Origin of the sequence: Vibrio kagoshimensis, from assembly GCF_050337535.1 — a bacterium.
GTDB classification, from domain to species: Bacteria; Pseudomonadota; Gammaproteobacteria; order Enterobacterales; family Vibrionaceae; genus Vibrio; species Vibrio gallaecicus.
On sequence record NZ_JAKJSZ010000002.1, the window covers coordinates 1 to 19,917 of the forward strand.

The 19,917-nt window shown below is 41.2% G+C and carries 24 protein-coding genes and 1 pseudogene; 14 read left to right on the top strand and 11 right to left on the bottom strand.

Annotation, left to right across the window (positions count from 1 at the left end):
* The 4 genes and pseudogenes from L4C37_RS00115 to L4C37_RS00130 form a co-directional block, all read right to left on the bottom strand.
* Positions 1–117 (bottom strand): annotated as a pseudogene (locus L4C37_RS00115) (flagellin); the annotation flags it as partial.
* 234 nt (positions 118–351) lie between these two features.
* The gene (locus L4C37_RS00120; RefSeq protein WP_137373610.1) at positions 352–1,485 is read right to left on the bottom strand and encodes a flagellin; all 1,134 of its coding nucleotides are present in this window, start codon (positions 1,483–1,485) and stop codon (positions 352–354) included.
* A 134-nt stretch (positions 1,486–1,619) separates the two neighbouring features.
* The gene (locus tag L4C37_RS00125; RefSeq protein ID WP_429767584.1) at positions 1,620–2,543 is read right to left on the bottom strand and encodes a Dyp-type peroxidase; all 924 of its coding nucleotides are present in this window, start codon (positions 2,541–2,543) and stop codon (positions 1,620–1,622) included.
* 63 nt (positions 2,544–2,606) lie between these two features.
* Positions 2,607–3,068, bottom strand: coding sequence for a DUF2919 domain-containing protein (locus tag L4C37_RS00130; RefSeq protein ID WP_429767585.1), 462 nt, complete (start codon positions 3,066–3,068; stop codon positions 2,607–2,609).
* Between the two features lie 111 nt (positions 3,069–3,179).
* Between L4C37_RS00130 and L4C37_RS00135 the strand changes: the two genes are divergently transcribed.
* Both L4C37_RS00135 and L4C37_RS00140 read left to right on the top strand, forming a co-directional pair.
* Positions 3,180–3,524, top strand: a complete 345-nt coding sequence (locus L4C37_RS00135; RefSeq protein WP_429767586.1) for a DUF2956 domain-containing protein — start codon at positions 3,180–3,182, stop codon at positions 3,522–3,524.
* A gap of 9 nt (positions 3,525–3,533) precedes the next feature.
* Positions 3,534–3,869: a DUF4156 domain-containing protein gene (locus tag L4C37_RS00140; RefSeq protein ID WP_429767587.1), complete on the top strand. Its 336-nt coding sequence runs from the start codon at positions 3,534–3,536 to the stop codon at positions 3,867–3,869.
* 111 nt (positions 3,870–3,980) lie between these two features.
* On the opposite strand, the gene L4C37_RS00145 is transcribed toward L4C37_RS00140, so the two are convergent.
* Positions 3,981–4,268 carry a winged helix-turn-helix domain-containing protein gene (locus L4C37_RS00145; RefSeq protein WP_137373605.1) on the bottom strand — a complete coding sequence of 96 codons (288 nt, stop codon included), beginning with the start codon at positions 4,266–4,268 and terminating at the stop codon, positions 3,981–3,983.
* Between the two features lie 205 nt (positions 4,269–4,473).
* Between L4C37_RS00145 and L4C37_RS00150 the strand changes: the two genes are divergently transcribed.
* The 4 genes from L4C37_RS00150 to L4C37_RS00165 all read left to right on the top strand — a co-directional run bounded on the left by L4C37_RS00150 (position 4,474) and on the right by L4C37_RS00165 (position 6,927).
* Complete coding sequence (locus tag L4C37_RS00150) at positions 4,474–4,821, top strand: ArsC family reductase (protein ID WP_429767588.1); 348 nt, start codon at positions 4,474–4,476, stop codon at positions 4,819–4,821.
* Between the two features lie 72 nt (positions 4,822–4,893).
* On the top strand, positions 4,894–6,030 hold the full coding sequence (gene dapE / locus L4C37_RS00155) for a succinyl-diaminopimelate desuccinylase (protein WP_273295350.1): 1,137 nt from the start codon (positions 4,894–4,896) through the stop codon (positions 6,028–6,030).
* A gap of 1 nt (position 6,031) precedes the next feature.
* Positions 6,032–6,706, top strand: coding sequence for a M15 family metallopeptidase (locus L4C37_RS00160; RefSeq protein WP_429767589.1), 675 nt, complete (start codon positions 6,032–6,034; stop codon positions 6,704–6,706).
* Between the two features lie 8 nt (positions 6,707–6,714).
* Positions 6,715–6,927 (top strand): DUF2897 family protein, encoded by a 213-nt coding sequence (locus L4C37_RS00165; protein ID WP_273295354.1) that lies wholly within the window; start codon positions 6,715–6,717, stop codon positions 6,925–6,927.
* A 96-nt stretch (positions 6,928–7,023) separates the two neighbouring features.
* Here L4C37_RS00165 and bamC read toward each other — a convergent pair whose 3' ends face one another.
* Together bamC and dapA are read right to left on the bottom strand one after the other, a co-directional pair.
* On the bottom strand, positions 7,024–8,055 hold the full coding sequence (bamC, locus tag L4C37_RS00170) for an outer membrane protein assembly factor BamC (RefSeq protein WP_137373600.1): 1,032 nt from the start codon (positions 8,053–8,055) through the stop codon (positions 7,024–7,026).
* A 47-nt stretch (positions 8,056–8,102) separates the two neighbouring features.
* Positions 8,103–8,981, bottom strand: a complete 879-nt coding sequence (gene dapA, locus L4C37_RS00175) for a 4-hydroxy-tetrahydrodipicolinate synthase (protein WP_171736746.1) — start codon at positions 8,979–8,981, stop codon at positions 8,103–8,105.
* A 371-nt stretch (positions 8,982–9,352) separates the two neighbouring features.
* Here dapA and L4C37_RS00180 point away from each other — a divergent pair, with 371 nt between their 5' ends.
* The gene (locus L4C37_RS00180) at positions 9,353–9,895 is read left to right on the top strand and encodes a glycine cleavage system transcriptional repressor (RefSeq protein ID WP_137373598.1); all 543 of its coding nucleotides are present in this window, start codon (positions 9,353–9,355) and stop codon (positions 9,893–9,895) included.
* 65 nt (positions 9,896–9,960) lie between these two features.
* Positions 9,961–10,431, top strand: coding sequence for a thioredoxin-dependent thiol peroxidase (gene bcp, locus L4C37_RS00185; protein WP_429767590.1), 471 nt, complete (start codon positions 9,961–9,963; stop codon positions 10,429–10,431).
* A 182-nt stretch (positions 10,432–10,613) separates the two neighbouring features.
* Here the strand turns inward: bcp and L4C37_RS00190 are convergent, their stop codons facing one another.
* A complete protein-coding gene (locus L4C37_RS00190; RefSeq protein WP_137373596.1) occupies positions 10,614–11,693 on the bottom strand; it encodes an AI-2E family transporter in 1,080 nt (359 codons plus the stop codon).
* Complete coding sequence (locus L4C37_RS00195) at positions 11,686–11,925, bottom strand: sulfurtransferase TusA family protein (protein ID WP_137373595.1); 240 nt, start codon at positions 11,923–11,925, stop codon at positions 11,686–11,688. Before L4C37_RS00195 ends, L4C37_RS00190 begins: the two co-directional genes overlap by 8 nt.
* 196 nt (positions 11,926–12,121) lie before the next feature.
* Between L4C37_RS00195 and bepA the strand changes: the two genes are divergently transcribed.
* The 4 genes from bepA to L4C37_RS00215 all read left to right on the top strand — a co-directional run bounded on the left by bepA (position 12,122) and on the right by L4C37_RS00215 (position 14,987).
* A complete protein-coding gene (bepA, locus tag L4C37_RS00200) occupies positions 12,122–13,576 on the top strand; it encodes a beta-barrel assembly-enhancing protease (protein ID WP_273295359.1) in 1,455 nt (484 codons plus the stop codon).
* Positions 13,577–13,638: 62 nt separating this feature from the next.
* Positions 13,639–13,989 (top strand): arsenate reductase (glutaredoxin), encoded by a 351-nt coding sequence (gene arsC / locus L4C37_RS00205; protein ID WP_137373593.1) that lies wholly within the window; start codon positions 13,639–13,641, stop codon positions 13,987–13,989.
* Positions 13,990–13,995: 6 nt separating this feature from the next.
* A complete protein-coding gene (gene wrbA / locus L4C37_RS00210; RefSeq protein ID WP_429767591.1) occupies positions 13,996–14,568 on the top strand; it encodes an NAD(P)H:quinone oxidoreductase in 573 nt (190 codons plus the stop codon).
* A complete protein-coding gene (locus L4C37_RS00215; RefSeq protein WP_273295363.1) occupies positions 14,568–14,987 on the top strand; it encodes a DUF2069 domain-containing protein in 420 nt (139 codons plus the stop codon). The genes wrbA and L4C37_RS00215 overlap by 1 nt, the downstream gene beginning before the upstream one ends.
* A gap of 159 nt (positions 14,988–15,146) precedes the next feature.
* Here the strand turns inward: L4C37_RS00215 and L4C37_RS00220 are convergent, their stop codons facing one another.
* Positions 15,147–16,343, bottom strand: a complete 1,197-nt coding sequence (locus L4C37_RS00220; RefSeq protein ID WP_429767592.1) for a DUF2066 domain-containing protein — start codon at positions 16,341–16,343, stop codon at positions 15,147–15,149.
* 283 nt (positions 16,344–16,626) lie between these two features.
* Between L4C37_RS00220 and L4C37_RS00225 the strand changes: the two genes are divergently transcribed.
* Positions 16,627–17,865: a uracil-xanthine permease family protein gene (locus tag L4C37_RS00225; protein ID WP_137373589.1), complete on the top strand. Its 1,239-nt coding sequence runs from the start codon at positions 16,627–16,629 to the stop codon at positions 17,863–17,865.
* A 149-nt stretch (positions 17,866–18,014) separates the two neighbouring features.
* Here the strand turns inward: L4C37_RS00225 and upp are convergent, their stop codons facing one another.
* Positions 18,015–18,641 (bottom strand): uracil phosphoribosyltransferase, encoded by a 627-nt coding sequence (gene upp / locus L4C37_RS00230; RefSeq protein ID WP_137373588.1) that lies wholly within the window; start codon positions 18,639–18,641, stop codon positions 18,015–18,017.
* Positions 18,642–18,810: 169 nt separating this feature from the next.
* Here upp and purM point away from each other — a divergent pair, with 169 nt between their 5' ends.
* Complete coding sequence (gene purM / locus L4C37_RS00235) at positions 18,811–19,851, top strand: phosphoribosylformylglycinamidine cyclo-ligase (protein ID WP_137373587.1); 1,041 nt, start codon at positions 18,811–18,813, stop codon at positions 19,849–19,851.
* Positions 19,852–19,917 lie beyond the last annotated feature (66 nt).

Below are 19,917 nucleotides of genomic sequence, written 5' to 3' on the forward strand. Positions count from 1 at the left end.
ATTAATCTTAGAACCAGAAGCTAGACGCTCCATTGAGGTTTGTTGAGCACTGTTCGCGTTGTTTAGGTAACGTTGCGCTGTCATTGCTGATACGTTTGTATTTACATTCACTGCCATGGTGATTTCTCCAATTGATTTTCCGGTGTTGCGGTTTCCGACGTCTCGGAAAACCAAGTAGTTCTCTCAAAGTTACTTTTTATAACGGCGTAATTTCGAAATTCTTTAGAGATATTTAGAAAAAATATTGGAAAAAATAGGTTTGAAAGGGAAAACGTGATGAGAGGTTTAAAAAGTACAAAAAGATGAAAAAAGGATTAAAGTTCGTATTCATGCTGCCGATATTCGGCGAATTTAGCCAAGTAAAGTTAATGCTAAATTCGGGGCTTGTTTAGCTTGCGCAAGAATAGTAGTGCTGACTTGTTGAAGAATTTGCTGCTTTAACATTTGAGTGGTTTCTTTTGCGTAATCCGTATCTTTAATGCGGCTGTTCGATGTAGCCAGGTTTTCATGAACATTTTCTAGGTTATTAACTGCATGACCAAAGCGGTTCTGCATTGCCCCTAGCTCAGCTCGATGGCTATCAACATACTTCATTGCTGTATCGAGAATAGATACAGCCCTTTGCGCTCCACCAGCACTGGTGATGTCAATATTATCTACTGATTCATATTGCCCACCAGATATCGCTAGTTCATTAGCCAGTCCACCAGAGAACGCGATTGTCCCTGAAGACTCATCGCCTGCCATATATATTTGAAGCTGACCATCATCATTCACGGAAGCTGAGACTAAATCAGTCTGACCATTGATATAAGTCGCCAGCTCTTCAATATCATCACCAGCTTTAGCATTAATAGTAATTTCCTGCTGCTGCCCAAAGCGATCTGTAAATGACATGGTCATATCATTACTTCCACTTTGAACTGACCATGAATCGCTTGCCATTCCATTCGCTATATAACTAAAACCGCCCATCTCAAGGGTGTCTGTTCGCATGTTATTCAAGTTAACTTGAACCGCCTCTCCTGATGCTGAACCAATTTGAAAAGCAGTACTGCCAAAGCTCCCATTTAAGAGTTTTTTTCCACCAAAAGAGGTGGTTTCTGCAATTCGATTCAGTTCATCATTTAGCGCGCTTATTTCTTCTTGTAGTGCTACTCGTTCAGCTTGGCTATTCGACCCATTTGATGACTGAAGTGAAAGATCACGCATTCGCTGCATGATGTTCGTAGTTTCATTCATCGCACCTTCTGCAGTTTGCATGATAGAAATACCATCATTTGCATTTCTAACCGCCACATCAAGACCGCTCATTTGAGCCTCTAGTCGATTCGAAATCTGAAGCCCTGCAGCATCATCTTTAGCACTATTAATACGACTCCCTGAAGCTAGACGCTCCAAGGATTGATTAAGCATATTGTTTGCGTTAGAGAGATTTCTCTGAGCAACCAATGCCGAAACATTTGTATTTACAGTAATTGCCATAGCACACTAAATAAGGTGAAAACTTAAACACCTATCGACCGTTTACAAAAAAACTTTAATAAAAAAGGAGCACAACGGCTCCTTAATATTTCACTGTATTCAGTGATAACTTTTACTGATTTCTTGAATCGTATCTACTTAATGTTTAACTCACCCAACATAGTGCTTGATGGTGCAAAGAAGTACGCGCCAGTTACCGCTTTAGTAAAGCGCAGCAGTTGGTCTGTTTTACCGTCAGTAACGCCATACATACTTTCAAGCATCGCATCAAAGTTATGACGCACATTACAATATGCAATGAACAACAAGCCATGATCACCAGTAGCACTTCCGTAAGGTAAGCTGTGGCGCACAATCTTTAGCCCTTTGCCTTCTTCTTTAATATCAACACGACCAACGTGAGACGCAGCAGGAACATTGTCTAGCTCAATTGAATCAGGTTTAGTTCGTCCAACTACTTTCTCTTGCGCAGAAACACTTAGGCGGTTCCAAGCAGGTAGATTATGGATAAAACGTTGAACCATCACATAACTACCACCAGCAAACGTGCCCTCAGGTACAATTGCTACTTCAGCTCTTTGTGCTTCTTTTGGATTCTCTGTGCCATCTACAAAATCTGTCATATCACGAGAGTCTAAATAACGATAACCATATGTTTCGTCGACCACTTCTACATTGTCTGCGACTTCAGATAGCAGCTTTCTCAGAACATAAAAGTGTAGATCGTGTCGATTTGAGTGACAATGAATCAGTACATCAACCTCACTTGATGGCGCTGTAATTTCGCCCTCTCCAAGTTCAGGGAATGCGATAAGGTCAGAAGGAGCATCTTGTTCAAACTTATCCCAGAAAACCTTAGAAAATGCGATAGACGCCGCTAGATCAGCACCTGGTTGGCTTTGGTTCAGTTCTTCAATTAAGTTCGGCAAACTCTGTAACTGTTCTAATACTGTTGAGTCATTACTCTTCACTTTTAACTGGACATAAAGAGCAAAAGGTCCTGCTTCAGGCAATATTGCACTTTGTACATTTTGCGCGTCATGTGACGTGTTAACCATAAATACATCCTCTCGATTTTTACTTCAGTATAATTTTAATTAATTTTCTTATTTTGATAATTATCAGTCTTTAGCTAGAGTCATTCGGAAACAATCTTTCACTAAGCGGCTATTGAATAAATACAGTGCAAACCATAGCAACATCACAAGGGTGATCGCATTAGCCCAATGGAACCCACCATTATCTAAATATACAAGGTAACCGGTATGAAGCATTTGCAGTAAGACAGTGATCATAGTGATACACCTCCCCCACGTAACCAATCGATTGATCCTTTCCCTATCTGGTGAACGTAGACCAAATAACCACATTGAAGCCAAACTGGGAAAGCTCAAAACTATGCCTACATAAAACATGTCATGATCTGGGTAAATGATCTCTAATATTTTCGCACCAGACTCTCGGCTAGCACCAGCAACAACAAATACGACTAATGCTTTTGCAAGAAACAACCAGACAAGCCAAAGCAACACTGGTGCTTTTAAAAAGCCGTGCTTATCGTATTGATCAAAGGAATATCGCACAAATAACTACTTAACTTTATTTCAAAGCAACACTTTAACGTAATTTCTTCATATTCGGCTAGATTTTGAGTTATCTTATTAGAAAGTCTGTTTCTATTTCACGATATCACTATGAAAAACAAACCAAACACACCCTCAGTTGAATCTCAGCAAGAAGCAATGAAAATAGCCAAAGCAACTCAAAAGCCTAGCCAAACAAAAGAGCAAACAAAATTGATTGCTCAAGGTATAGAGAAAGGTATAGCTCTCTATAAAAAACAACAAAAAGAGAGAAGCCGCCAAGCTGATAAAGCCAAGAAAAAGTCTCAAAAAGACAAGCAGCAAACTCAAGCTCTGCAAAACCAAGAGGCTGTAGAAGCAACCGTAGAGGTAGGTGATAGCTCTAATAATAAACTGCCTTGGGGATTATTAGCCCTAAGTTGGATCGGCTTTGCCGCCTATTTTTTCCAATCCTAAGGTAATTATATGAAAAGACTTTATTTCATTTTTGCGTTGGTGGCTCTACTCTCAGGGTGTACAACACCAACAAAACTTGCCCATTCTGATGCGGCGTCTGTAGAGGTCGACATATTGGGTTTATTTGATGTAAGTAAATGTCAGTATTTAGGCGATGTAACTGGAAATGAAGGGCATTGGTACAGTTTTCTATTTTTTCCGAATGACACCCTGATTCAAGGTGCATTAAACGAGCTTAAAAGTAATGCCATCAACCTCGGGGCTGATACTGTTATTATTTCCGTTCCACAAACGTTCAATACATCAGTTACTATGCTAGGTACCGCCTATTCTTGTGGTAAATAATAGCGAGCATTTTTTTAAACTTAAATACCAAGGGGCTTCTGGTACTTTGAGCATGCGCCTTACAATGTATTTTTAGCTACTACAGATAAAAGAAAGCCAGCTTTCGCTGGCTTATGCACTAAATCCAAGGCTTGTTGCTATATCATTCCGACGCTCAAGCACCCACTGGCTATCAAATGGTCCCCAATCAGATAACTGGTAGTAACCATCATTATGACGCCGCCCATCTTGAATAAACATCAGTTCAATTCCAATCCCCGGTAAAGCCTTGAGTACGTCTTGAATTGTACGACGAGGCCATCCCGTTTTCTCGATGAGTTTAGGCACATTAGGCCTTTCAAGGCTTTCGACTAATAATGCTAAATATAGCCGCCTTGCAAAAACAGGACTCAACTCCATTGACACCTCCTATGTCTGTGCCAATCAATTATTTCTTTTTTCACTCATGACATGTTGAGGTTGATCAATAAGTCTCCAATAGTGGCATTTTCTTACTGTTTTTTTTCGTTCTAGTAAATATTTCACGCTGGATTTTGTCTGATTTACTGCTTCCTGTTAGGATTCAAAGCATAAGAATGAAAAAATATCACCAAAAGGAAGAATAATGACTGTCACCATATTCGGTATTCCAAACTGCGATACCATCAAAAAAGCGAAAAAATGGCTTCAAAGTGAAGAAATTGAGTTCGATTTCCATGATTACCGTAAACAAGGTATCAGTGAAGCGCTCATTACTGAGTTTTGTTCAGAACTAGGTTGGGAGCTAGTCGTCAATAAACGTGGCACGACTTATCGCCAACTGACTCAAGAGCAAAAAGACAATTTAAATGAAGCTTCTGCGATTCAATTATTAATAGAACAACCTGCGATGATTAAACGTCCTATTTTAAAAGTGGATGCGCAATATCATTTAGGCTTTAAAGCCGATCAATACTCAGCTATTTTTGCATAGCTTCGATTTATTCGGTCACGAATCAAATAGCATTACATTCAAAATTACGTTTACTTAACAAGGAATTCAAGGATGACAGATAGCCCAACTTTGGCTCTCGCAAAAGACCTAATTAGCCGCCAATCGGTAACACCAGAAGATGCAGGCTGCCAAGAGTTAATGATTAACCGATTAAAAGCACTTGGCTTTGAGATCGAAGTAATGGTATTCGAAGATACAACTAACTTCTGGGCACGTCGTGGTACTGAAGCTCCGCTATTCGCATTTGCAGGGCACACAGATGTCGTACCATCAGGTCCTGTTGAACAATGGAACACAGCTCCTTTTGAACCAACCATTATTGATGGCGTTCTTTACGGTCGTGGCGCTGCTGATATGAAAGGCTCACTTGCTTCTATGGTAGTCGCAGTAGAACAGTTCATCGCCGAGAATCCAGATCATTCAGGGTCGATTGGTTTTTTGATCACCTCTGATGAAGAAGGTCCATTCATTAATGGTACGGTTCGTGTTGTTGAAGCTTTAATGGCTCGAGATGAACTCATTGATATGTGTATTGTCGGTGAACCTTCAAGTACTAAGTATGTTGGAGATGTCGTCAAAAACGGACGCCGAGGTTCAATTACTGGTGATTTAACTATTAAAGGGGTACAAGGTCACGTTGCTTACCCTCACCTGGCTAGTAACCCAATTCACAGCTCTTTGTTAGCAATTAATGAACTCGCAACAACCGAATGGGATAAAGGTAATGATTACTTCCCACCGACGAGCTTTCAAATTCCGAATGTAAGTGCTGGAACAGGCGCATCAAACGTTATTCCTGGTGAATTTAACGTCCAGTTTAACCTGCGCTTTAGCACAGAGTTAAACAACGACATTATCGTAGAACGCATCTCCGCGATCTTAGATAAGTACGACTTTGAATATGACTTACAATGGACTTTCAATGGTGACCCATTCTTAACAGATGCAGGTGACTTACTTGATGCTGTAGTGGAAGCTGTTGACCATGTTAACGACGTAAAACCAGCATTGCTCACCACTGGCGGTACATCTGATGGCCGATTTATTGCCCGAATGAACGGACAGGTGATTGAATTAGGTCCAGTTAATGCCACTATCCATAAAGTGAATGAGTGTGTGAATATTGCCGACTTAGAAAAACTCACACAAATGTACCAACGTACCCTAGTTAACCTTTTCGGAAAGTAATATGACCCCTGAGCAGCTGACCGGACAAACTGAATCACACCTTACTGAGATGCTAATCGGTGAGAAATACTTTCTCACTCACCCTCAAGTTCAGAGTGATTTACAAAGTTTGGTCAAAGCTGCTCATGATGATGGCTTTAAATTAGAAATTGCGAGTGGATTTAGAAGCTACGCAAGGCAGGCTTCCATTTGGAATAGTAAATTTTCTGGGCAGCGCACAATTTTAGATTCACACAGCCAGCCTATCGATTTTGATTCACTCAATGAGCAAGAACGAATGTGGGCGATTTTAAGGTGGTCTGCACTTCCAGGTGCAAGCCGTCATCATTGGGGCTGTGATTTCGATGTATTCTCACGAACCTGCTTACCCGAAGCTACTCAGCTTCAATTAGAGCCTTGGGAGTATTTAACTGGGCACCAAAAATCCTTCTATAATTGGATGCTTACTAACATAGAGAAGTACCATTTCTTTTTCCCCTACAGTAAAGATTTAGGGGGGGTTGCTATTGAACCTTGGCATATTAGTCATCGTTCAATATCGAAAGATTGCTTATCTCAGTTATCTCCATTAATACTTGGTAATCAGCTGCTATCTGAGCCAATATTAGGGCAAGCGAACATTATTGATCAGTTAGATAACATCTATTCTCAATTTATTGGAAACATCAGCGATTAGGAGCCTTTATGTTAGAGATCTTAACGAATCCATGGGTCATTTGCTTCATCGTGGTCAGTGTTATTGTCGGAAATATCGCGGCATTAAAATACACTGCAAATATGAACGTAGGTAAGCCAAGTAAACTTAAAGGTGAAAGTGATTTAGATAAGCTGAACCGTTTAGATAAATTGAATAGTGCGAGAAAGGCAGCCGAGCAAGACGCCCATAAAGACGCATAATTAAACTTAGTTGATACATAGTTGATCAGTTAAAACCGACAGATATAAAAAAGAGGACTTACGTCCTCTTTTTGTATCAGCTAACCAACTTTTTCTTTATTCAGCTGGTTCTTTAATTTCTACAATTGCGGCTAAAACAGGAGCTAATGATTTAAGGAACTCTTCTTCTACCGGTTTACCTGACGCATCAGTCACGTTAATTGAAGTTCGGTTACCTAAATCACCCATTAGGAAAGTGTACGTCCCTGTCTCAAGTTCAAGAGGTTTAACACCAATGCTTTCCCAAAATTCATCATCTGGAGAGGCATATTTAGCTTTGATTGTTCCTTGAGATTGATTTCGTTCTTCAAGCTCAAAACCCATCGTCGGTAATAGTTCAGGTAAGCGCTGCCACAATACATTGTATGGAGTACGAGCAATAATTACAGGGAATCCACTTCTGTCTGAGCCCATTGTAATTGGGATTCTCTTCACCAATTCTTGAGCTTTTAATGCCGCTTCATCTCGCAAGTCTTGATCGTATCTTGCTGTCACTAAGTTCGTCATAAACGCGTTATAACGTTCTTTGTTCGTTGCTGTCACCGGCTGAACAGTCGTGCCTTCTCGCCAATCAATCAGATTAATCTTAAAACCAAATCGGTTATTGGCTTCAAAACGAGAAATAGAGTATCGGCTGCCGATTTCAGTTTCTTCATCTTCAGAAACCCACGTAACCCAACCTGTCTCTACAGAGTCTGTAGATTGCTCACGAATTTCAATTTGTCGAGCAGATAACATATCCACCGCAGTTTGCCATACTCTGTCAGCTTCCTCTTTACGCAGCAGCCAAAGCGTTACTTCACCATTTTGACGTTCAGCACGAGCACCGGGAATAAGCTCTAAGATTTGCTGAGGTGGTCGAATATCAACACTAGGACCAGTACCGCCAGTGAACTCACCTTGTGGGATATCAAAATTAGGGTAAAAGAATGGCTCAGCACCTTCAGGTACTTGCCACTGTGTAAATTCTGGTGTTTCTAAATACTCAAAATCATCTTTGGCTTGGCGACGTTGAGTCGCACTGCCTGAACACGCAGTAAGAACAAAAACAGCCAGTGAACCGATCACTAGCTGGTGAGAATACTTCATTTAAGCTCCTAAATGCCGAAGTTTACTCCGGCATTATTTCATACTAATTAGTAAATACACGCTTCTGTCATAGCTTGAGCAACCGTAGGTTGTTGTTCAGCTGAAAGTTCTGTCAGCGGTAAGCGTAAACCACCCTCAGAAATTAAGCCAAGCTTGTGAACCGCCCATTTTACAGGAATTGGGTTTGACTCAACAAATAGGTTTTTGTGCAAGGGCATCAGGCGTTCATTAATAATCTCTGCCTCTTCAAACTTGCCTTCTTTGGCTAGTTTAAACATTTTAGCCATGTCTGCAGCTGCAACATTATTAGTAACCGAGATAACACCATCACCGCCACGCTTAACAAACTCAAGACCTGTTAAGTCATCACCACTTAGTAAGATGAAATCTTCGCCACAAAGTTCACGGTGAATTGCAATTCTTTCTAAATCACCTGTCGCATCTTTCAAGGCAACAATGTTTTCAATTTTAGATAAGCGAGCTACCGTTTCAGGTAATAGATCGACAGCGGTACGACCTGGTACATTGTATAGAATTTGAGGCACATCACTCACTTCAGCAATGGCTTTATAATGTTGATATAAGCCTTCTTGAGTCGGTTTGTTGTAATAAGGCGTCACGCTTAAACAGCCAACAATGCCAGAACCATTAAGCAAACGGCTAAATAGTACTGATTCATGAGTCGCATTCGCGCCCGTACCTGCAATAACAGGGATACGACCGTCAGCAAACTCAACAATCTTATTCACGACTTTGACATGCTCTTCAATAGTAAGTGTAGAAGACTCACCTGTTGTACCAACAGCAACCAAACCATCACTTCCAGCAGCTACATGATGATCAACTAACTTTTTAAGGCTGTCGAAATCCACTTCACCATCTAAGTTAAATGGCGTAACGAGCGCAACGATACTTCCTGAAAACATGTCTATCTCCCTTAATTTAATCTTTTTGCATGGTACTGTATGGCGATTGATAAACACAAGACTTTAAAGCCTCTTACCGACCACATCGGCATTAAATATTGTCGTATGTTTGAGGTTGCACCAACTTAAGCTTCGGAAGCTTAAACATTTGGGTAACAACTGTTCGCATGTATGGCTCTCTGGTCCTTATTTAAGGGATAAAGTACCTGCTTGTTTCTATTCAATGAAAGTGACTCAAAACCAAAATCAGCCATAGATATGCGCCCTAAAACGGCATATACCCTTTAAGTAAAAACCTTTACCGTCACTTATTCATTTTGGTAACTGTGCTAACATGCATGAAACAATGGAATATTAAGAGACGTGATTTTATGACTCAGCATCTAGTAATCACAGCTGTGGGCACAGATCGCCCGGGTATATGTAACCAAGTGGTTCAGTTAGTCACCCAATCAGGCTGTAATATTATTGATAGCCGCATTGCTTTATTCGGTGAAGAGTTCACCCTGATTATGCTGTTATCAGGTAAAGCAAGTAACATTACTAGAGTAGAAACTACCTTACCTTTATTGGGGCAAGAGCACGATTTCATTACCATAATGAAACGCACTTCTACTCATGCACAAATCGATAACTCATATACCTTAGAAGTATTCGTCGAGTCCGATGACAAACTTGGTTTAACTGAAAAGTTCACTACTTTTTTTGCAAATCGCCAAATAGGTATTGATTCATTGAGTGCTCAAACAATCAATAAATCAAAGGTTGATCTAGATAATGACCAATTTCATATCTCAATTACCGCTTCCGTTCATTCAGAATGTAATTTGATGCAGCTACAAGAAGAATTCAATTCATTGTGCCAAGAGCTCAATGTTCAAGGTTCGCTCAACTTTATTAAAAACAGCCAATAATTATGTACCCTTTGACCATTTCTGATGGCTCTTTGAAAGCATAGTAACCGTAAAAAGGAAAACTCATGAATACGCTGACAGCTGGCACTCCGGCTCCTGCTTTTTCTCTACTCGATCAAGACGGAAATACCGTTTCTCTTAGTGACTTTTTAGGAAAAAAAGTACTTTTCTACTTTTACCCGAAAGCGATGACGCCTGGTTGTATTGTTCAAGCTGAAGGTCTACGAGATATAAAGCCTCAACTTGATGATCTCAATGTAGTTGTACTTGGTGTGAGTATCGACCCAGTAAAACGCTTACCTAACTTTGTTGAGAAAAAATCCCTTAACTTCACTCTATTATCGGATGAAGACCACGCTGTCGCTGAACAGTTCGGAGTATGGGGAGAGAAGAAATTCATGGGTAAAGTGTACGACGGCCTTCACCGAATTAGCTTCTTAATCAATGAAGAAGGCGTTATTGAGCACGTATTCAATAAATTCAAAACAAAAACGCACCATGAAGTTGTATTGGATTACTTCAACAAAGACGCTTAAGCCTAACTCATAAAAATAGCCCACGGTTTAATTGCCGGTGTAGTTATTTGATATAACGTAACGGTGCCTAACGTTAACGTTGGGTTAGTTGGAAATACAGATAGCAAAAGGGCGAACATTTTCATGTTCGCCCTTTTTATCATCAATAACTAACCCGAGACATATCACGGGGTGAATATGAATCAACCTTTAGCTTTAGACTCTGCTTCATGTAACTCATGACTTGGGAGCGCGTTCCAAACAGCTTTAACTAAAGTTGCTAATGGAATCGCAAAAAAGACGCCCCAAAAGCCCCATAACCCGCCAAACACTAGTACAGCAACAATAATAGCCACAGGGTGCAAGTTCACCGCTTCTGAGAACAATACTGGTACTAAAACATTACCATCCAGAGCTTGGATTATACCGTAAGCTAAAAGCAACCAATAAAACTGTGGCTCTAACCCCCATTGGAACAGACCGACAATCGCGACAGGAACTGTCACAGCTGCAGCACCTATATACGGGATCAACACAGATAAACCGACAGCAACCGCAAGTAAAGCGGAATAGCGAAGATCAAGAATGGCGAACGTGACGTAGCTAACACCGCCTACAATTAGAATTTCAACAACCTTGCCTCGAATATAATTGGAGATCTGTTGATTCATCTCCACCCACACTTTCGTAGCAAGTCGACGATTTTGGGGCAATATGCCACTTGCCATCTGAATCATTTCTTCTTTGTCTTTCAACAAAAAGAAGATGAGCAAAGGGACCAAAATTAAATACACCGCTAATGTCGCGATACTAACCAATGAAGCTAGCGATCCTTTCACGACGCTCTCTCCCATCCCTAACACTTTATTTTTCGCATTAGAAACAACAGATTCAACAATCTGAAGGTTGGCTAATTCAGGGTAGCGCTCTGGAATAGTAGAGATAAAATTCTGCAATCCACCATACATGCTTGGAATGTCATTAATCAAATTTCCCACTTGGTTCCATATTGTCGGGACCAAGCCAAACAATGCTAGAAGCATTAAGCTGAAGAACATCAAAATGACTAACATAACCGACGGTGTTCTAGGAATACCTATTCTTTGCAGTTGAACCACCGGCCACTCTAAAAGGTATGCCAATACAATCGCTACCAATAACGGAGCAATTAGGTGACCAAAGAAGTAAATAGTAATAAAACCGAAAAGAATGATAGCAACTAAGCTGACGGCATGAGGATCTGAAAAACGTCGCTTATACCAGCGACTGACCATTTCAAGCATTTGACTGCACTTCCTTTTTAATAACTTGGATTTGGTGAAAACCAGAACTCGCTTCCTGTTCTACAGAATAAGCTTGTTGTGATAAGAAGTTCACAATGTCTTTCATTGAGCTCATGTCAGATATATATATTAATAATGATTGACCGTTCTCTAACCTAGCAGCATAACGCTTCGCTAATAATAGTGCCATTGGGCAACGCTCTTCGCGTAAATCGAGAATATTAGGTTTCATTCTTGAGCTCGATGCTTATTATAAGAGGCGTATTGTAATCTGTTTTTTAAAACGCGCCATCTTTCTATTTCATTAACACGAGAGATGAGAGTCGCGTATCGTGAAGTTTTATCTCATAAAGCTTTATGAGATAAAGGAAACCAATTCAAACAACCCTTGTCTTAATGTCAGATGAAACGGAGTATTACTGACTAATATGTTAAAACGCACCCGCTCGATTGTTTGCTTGTGTATAGCAACTGCATTAAGCACCCCTATTTCAACCAATGCAAATAGCCTAGATCTCCCAGATATTGGCACTGCTGCAGGTGGCACATTAACCATAGATCAAGAACTCGTTTATGGTGATGCTTACATGAGGATCATCAGAGGTAGCCAGCCTATCGTCAATGATCCGGTGTTAAATGAGTACATCAGTAACCTCGGTCATAGACTCGTTGCGAATGCCAACGATGTAAAAACCCCTTTCGAGTTCTTTATGATTCGTGACCGTAATATTAATGCCTTTGCATTTTTTGGTGGTTACGTCGCTTTGCATTCAGGGCTATTTCTTCATGCCCAGTCTGAAAGTGAAATAGCCTCTGTTATTGCACATGAAATCGCACATGTAACTCAGCGTCATTTAGCTCGTAGCATGGAAGATCAAGCAAGACGCTCCCCAGCAACTATTGCTGCGCTTGCAGCTTCTGTCTTACTGGCTATCGCAGCCCCAGAAGCTGGTATTGCAGCGATTACAGCTACGACTGCGGGTAGTATGCAAAGTCAGATCAACTACACTCGAAGCAACGAAAAAGAAGCTGACCGTTTCGGTATTAACACTTTGGCTAAAGCTGGGTTTGATGTAAAAGCAATGCCACGATTTTTTGGTCGATTAGCCGATGAATATCGCTACGCAAGCACACCACCACCCATGCTGCTTACTCACCCACTGCCTGAAGACCGTATTACTGATTCTCGTGAGCGTGCACGTCAATATCCACCTTTAAAAGTATCGCCATCTCTCGATTACCACCTAGCACGAGCTCGGATTGTTGCTCGTTATGCGGGTATAGAGAATGATTCGGCTTTAGATTGGTTTGAACGTAAGTTGAAGAAAGCCCCTGCATCACTAGTGCCTTCATTAGAATACGGTAAAGCCTTAGTTTATTTAGATTCTAAAAAGCTAGATAAAGCCGAACCAATCCTGACAAAATTGATCACTAATGACCCACTAAATACCTTCTATCTAGATGCTATTTCAGACCTTCACATAGAACAGAATAAACCTGAACTAGCCATAAAAGAGATGAAATCTGCACTAACTCGTAAGCCAAATAACCCAGTATTAACAATTAATTATGCCAACGCCTTATTAGAAAAAGAGCAATACCAAGAAGGGATTCGCGTACTACAACGCTACACTCACGATAACCCAAACGACACCAATGGTTGGCACTTACTATCTAAAGCGAACATCAGCCTAGCGAATAGTGATGAAGATCTCGCAGCTCGAGCGGAAATTCTAGCTTTACAGGCTCAATGGAATAAAGCCATCCAGTACTACACACAGGCTAGCCAACTTGCTGAATTAGGAAGTTTAAAACAGGCACGCTACGATGCCAGAATCGATCAACTGATGATTCAACGTGATCGCTTTCTATCATTACAATAATGGCTCTATTTCTCACGCGGTAACTGTGTAAAATTAACAACAATAATAATTAGGAGAACAATATGTCTGTCGTCATTTACCATAACCCTCGTTGCTCAAAGAGCCGCCAAACGCTCGCAGTGCTAGAAGAAAACGGGGTTCAACCTGAAATCATCAAATATTTAGATACACCTTTTACTGTTGAGCAACTGAAAACGTTATTCTCTCAGCTCGGCTTTGAAAGCGTTCGTGAAATGATGAGAACAAAGGAAGCTGATTACAAAGAAGCGAATTTAAGTGATGAGTCACTTACTGATGAGCAACTTTTTTCTGCGATGGTAGATAATCCAAAACTATTTGAAAGACCTGTTGTTGTTGCGAATAACAAAGCAAAGATTGGTCGCCCACCAGAACAAGTCTTAGAGATCTTATAACTCACGATGAGCATTAAAATACTGGTGCTGTACTACAGTCGCCATGGTTCTACTCAAGCACTCGCAAGACAAATCGCAAGAGGGATAGAATCTATCCCTAATTGTGAAGCCGTATTACGCACAGTTGAAGACATCACCCCGCATGGCGAGCCGATAGAACCGATAGCCACTCTAACTGAACTTAGAGAGTGTGATGGACTCGCACTTGGTAGTCCTGTCTGGTTTGGTAATATGTCTGGCTCTATGAAGCATTTCTGGGATTCAACCACACCACTTTGGTTAAATGGCGATCTTATAGATAAGCCAGCTTGTGTGTTTACTTCGTCTTCGTCATTACATGGCGGGCAAGAAACCACTCAACAAACCATGATGCTGCCACTGCTGCACCACGGGATGATGATATTAGGTATTCCTTACTCTGAACCACTTCTGCACACCACTCAATCGGGTGGAACACCTTACGGTGCCAGCAGTGCCGGTCACTCAGCTTCATTAACAAAAGATGAAATGGAACTGGCTCAGAAGTTAGGTAAGCGCTTAGCTAAAGTTGCTATAAAACAGAAGGAAGTTCAGTTGTAATGGATATGTCACTGCGCACTAAGCAATTTCGTTACCTTGCATTAATCAGTAATGTTTCATTACTTGTTTGGGTGGTTTTGTGGCAGGTCACACTATCGCCCCACCCCCATTTAAACAACTTAACACTAGCTTTTGTATGGGCGATACCATTGTTGTTACCACTGCCAGGGATCATTGCTGGTAAGCCTTATACGCATGCTTGGGCTAATTTCGTGCTCATGCTGTATTTCTTACATGCTCTCACTATTTTCTACGTTGACGGTGGTGAGCGTATGCTCGCCGTGGTTGAATTCGCCCTCACCTCTTTAGGTTTCGTTGGCAATATTCTTTACACGCGTGCGCGCGGCAAAGAACTAAGCCTTAAGTTACCATTGTTATCAGAAGTGGAAAAACAAGAGAAATCAAGATTCAATCAGTAACCCTTATTTTTCTTAAAGTTTGTTTTTTTCCGAATACAAGCTGAGTTCAACAACTTCACAAGACACCGTTTGTTCATAAAAAAAGCCCGATACATCCATTATGGCGTATCGGGCTTTTTATAATCACTTACAGTTTTATTTACTTATCTACAATTTTACTTACTTAGTAAGCCACTCATAAACCAAGTCAGGCTTAACTTCCTGAACGGGAACCACGATTTCGGCTTCATTCAGTTCAGTTGATTCCCCGTCTTGACCTTCGAAAACACCTTCAATAGAAGACTGTTCTACCACCTCAAGAGCCTCACTTTCATCACCAACCGTCTGCGTGTTAACTTGTTTTTCAAACCCTGGCGCAACTTCCGGCATATCAGATTGTCGCTCGATAGCAGTCACCTGACGAATTCGCTCTACTTCTTGTTCAAACTCTTGTTGAGTCGACAATAAGTGAATACGGAATGTCACTTCACTGTTTTGAATTTTTAAAATATCTAAGCTTGCTACAGAGTTTAATCGTTTCAGTGCATTTTCTAGCTCAAAGAAATTTTTAGCATTATTAATACTAATAAACTGAGCCAAAATAGATTCTGAAGATTCGCTTGCTACTGTAACTGCGCTTTTGCTCGCATAGTAATGGCTCACTTCATCAATTAGTTGCTTAGAAGAGGAAGCAGAACCACTTAAAGGTGCTTTAGGTGAGCTTGTCATAAATGCAGGTTGCTGGTCGTATAAAGTCCAACGTAGCGAGTTGCCTTGAGACTTAATCACTAAAACAGCATCGGCAGGGTAACGCTGACTCGCGGTACTGATTGGCCCAACAAAACCTCCCCATAAATCAGAAGTAGCGATTCCTGTAATATCATCAAAATCACCAACAGGCAGAATCAAGGGTAAACCACGGGTTTCAGCATTAATTTGTAAACCAGCAGCTAATTCAGAAGCAGAATGTTCCCAAACAATATTCTTATCAAAGTTTTGCTCTTCTACCAGCCACACTAAAATATTCGAGCGAGTATCTGGCCAGTAAGGTAACTGTGCTTGGGTGAGTAATGAACGAATTTGCGCTGAATTAAATCTCATGCGTAGTGTCGTTTGGTCGCCCTGCTCACCATAGCTTAGCTGAGAGATATATTGAGAGCTTTGGCGCATCGCTTTTTTGATCATGTCATTAGACGCTACGTCTTTTAGACCTGTAGCTCTAACAAGAACTTGCTGCATACCAGTATTTCTAGCGACCGTTTCTGGTTGCTTATTTTCACCGTTAATTACGACTTCGGAACTAAAGATATCGACTTGAGTTAATGCGTAACTCGGTAATGACAAAAAAACCATCAACAACAATGCTATATAGCGCATACTGATCCTAATATTCTAATCTTGTGGCTTGATGATAAGCAACTATCGAAAAAGGGGCAAGGATAGTCCGTTCAGATAGCTTGATAAAAATTAAATTGAAATAGCCTAACTAGGCATCACTCATTCAAAAACGACATGAAATAAAAAATTTTCCTCCTCAATCTATCATTTAGACGAATAAGTTTGATCTACCCGACATAGCAATCGATTGCCAAATGATAGAATCCTGCGAATTTTATTTATCTTAAATTTTATCTTCTCACTTAAGTTCAAAGGATATTCCATGAAGAATGCTTTGCAGGGCGCTCAAATGCTGTTTGTTGCATTTGGTGCACTCGTCCTCGTACCATTATTAACTGGCTTGGATCCAAACGTTGCATTATTTGGTGCCGGCATCGGTACCCTTTTATTCCAACTTATTACACGCCGTTCAGTGCCAATCTTCTTAGCATCTTCTTTTGCATTCATTGCTCCTATCATGTTTGGTATACAAACGTGGGGCATAGGCGCGACCATGGGGGGGCTTATGGCTGCAGGTGTTGTGTATGTGTTGATGGGCGCTCTAATTAAAGTAAGAGGTGTCGGCTTTATTCACAAACTGCTTCCGCCGGTGGTTGTTGGTCCTGTAATCATGGTTATCGGTTTAGGTCTAGCGCCTGTTGCGGTAAACATGGCTTTAGGTAAAACAGGAGATGGTGCAGTTCAGCTTGTTGATGCTGACGCGGCACTTTGGATTTCTTCGATTTCACTGCTAGTAACGATCGTCGTCAGTGTATTCTCAAAAGGCTTCCTGAAGCTGTTGCCGATTTTCTCTGGTATTGTCGCGGGATACGTCACGAGCTTAGTGTATGGTGCGGTAGACTTCACCCCAGTAGCTCAAGCATCTTGGTTAGCTTTACCAAACTTCACAACACCTGAGTTCAACATCAACGCCATCCTATTCATGATATTTGTTGCGATTGCTCCAGCTGTCGAGCACGTTGGTGACATGCTTGCTATCTCTAATGTGACAGGCAAAGACTACCTTAAGAAACCCGGTTTGCACCGTACTATCACTGGCGACGGTGTAGCAACGATTGCAGCTTCTATGTTGGGCGCACCGCCAAACACAACCTATAGTGAAGTAACAGGTGCTGTAATGCTTACTAAGGCATTTAATCCAGTGATCATGACTTGGGCTGCGGTGACAGCAATCGTTCTTGCGTTAGTAGGTAAGCTCGGCGCTCTACTGCAAACGATCCCAGTTCCAGTAATGGGCGGCATCATGATTCTACTGTTTGGTTCTATTGCAACAGTCGGTTTGAATACCCTCATTAAAAATAATGTAGACCTTCACAAATCACGTAATCTAGTGATTGTGGGCATTACTTTAGTTTTTGGTATAGGCGGCATGGCATTTGGCATCGGTGATTTCAGCCTACAAGGTGTAAGCTTATGCGGTATCGTTGCAATATTACTTAATCTAGTACTTCCAGAAGAGCTAGGTGACAACACTGTAGTAGACAAAGCTCAAATCGATTAATCAGTCGTTAAGGCTACCTACAAGAAATTACAAACTAACAAGATCAAAAAAGGGAGAGCATCAAACGCTCTCCCTTTTTATTAATGCGGTTAATTAAGCCAATTCAGCGAGTAAAAAACTGTTCAGATTAACTTAAACAAAAAACCGAATTACTTAGTACCGAAGATTTTATCGCCTGCATCACCAAGGCCTGGAACAATGTAGCCCTTGTCGTTTAGCTTCTCATCGATTGCAGCAGTGTAAAGCTCAACATCTGGGTGTGCTTTTTCTAGAGCAGCAATGCCTTCAGGAGCAGCAACAAGTACAAGTACTTTAAATACTTTACAGCCTTGCTCTTTTAGAAGGTCTAGAGTTGCAATCATAGAACCACCAGTTGCTAACATTGGATCAACAACTAGAGCAATACGCTCATCAATGTTAGACGCTAGCTTGTTGAAGTATGGTACAGGCTCTAGTGTTTCTTCGTCACGGTAGATACCCACCACACTGATACGAGCACTTGGCATGTGCTCAAGTACACCATCCATCATACCTAAACCAGCACGAAGAATTGGCACTACGGTTACTTTCTTACCTTTGATTTGGTCAACTTCTACTGGGCCGTTCCAACCATTAATGGTTACTCGCTCAGTCTCGAAATCAGATGTCGCTTCATACGTTAGAAGGCTACCCACTTCTGTTGCTAGCTCACGAAAACGCTTAGTGCTAATGTCACCTTCACGCATCAGGCCAATTTTATGTTTTACTAGCGGGTGTTTCACTTCAACAACTTTCATTTCCAACTCCGGCAATATTTAAACAAACCTGTAGATTATACACGAACTTTGTGGTTATTTCAGAATCTTTATTCTAATAAAAAAAACCGCGCAAACGTTTGCTCTTCGTAATCAAGCCCTGTTAGAATAGCGCCGTTTTCACATCCAACTTAAGTTCGAGGACTATCCCGTGAGTGGTAATACTTCTTCTCTAAGCTACAAAGACGCTGGTGTTGATATCGATGCAGGTAACGCACTAGTAGACCGTATTAAAGGTGCTGTTAAACGCACTCGTCGCCCTGAAGTAATGGGTGGTATTGGTGGCTTTGGTGCCCTATGTGAACTTCCAACTAAATATAAAGAGCCTGTTCTCGTTTCTGGTACTGACGGCGTTGGTACTAAACTTCGCCTTGCTCTGGATCTGAAAAAGCACGACACAATTGGTATTGACCTTGTGGCTATGTGTGTGAACGACTTAATCGTTCAAGGTGGTGAACCTCTTTTCTTCCTAGATTACTACGCGACAGGAAAACTAGATGTTGATACTGCAGCTGATGTAGTTTCTGGTATTGCTGAAGGTTGTGTTCAAGCAGGTTGTGCACTTATCGGTGGTGAAACTGCTGAAATGCCAGGCATGTACGAAGGCGACGACTATGACGTAGCTGGTTTCTGTGTGGGTGTTGTTGAAAAAGCAAACATCATTGATGGAACAAAAGTAGCAGCGGGCGATGCTCTTATTGCTGTTGGCTCAAGCGGTCCTCACTCAAACGGTTACTCTCTAATTCGTAAAGTTCTAGAAGTTTCTGGTGCTGATAAGAGTGAAGAACTAGAAGGTCGCACGATTGGCGAACACCTATTAGAGCCGACTAAAATTTACATCAAATCAGCACTTAAAATGATTGCAGAACATGACATTCATGCTATCTCGCACATTACTGGTGGTGGTTTCTGGGAAAACATCCCTCGCGTACTTCCTGAAGGTACGAAAGCCGTAATTGATGGTAAGAGCTGGGAGTGGCCTTCTATCTTTAACTGGCTACAAGAGAAAGGTAACGTGGAAACATTCGAAATGTACCGCACTTTCAACTGTGGTGTAGGTCTTGTGGTAGCTTTACCGAAAGATCAAGCAGATGCTGCTGTCGAACTACTGAAAGCTGAAGGCGAAAACGCTTGGGTTATCGGTGAGATTGCCAATGCTGAAGCTGGTGAAGAACAAGTAGAAATCAACTAATAGCCTTTTATCTGTTTTGGTTTTATCCAAAACATTATTAGTGAATTTCACGAATGAGGACCTTAT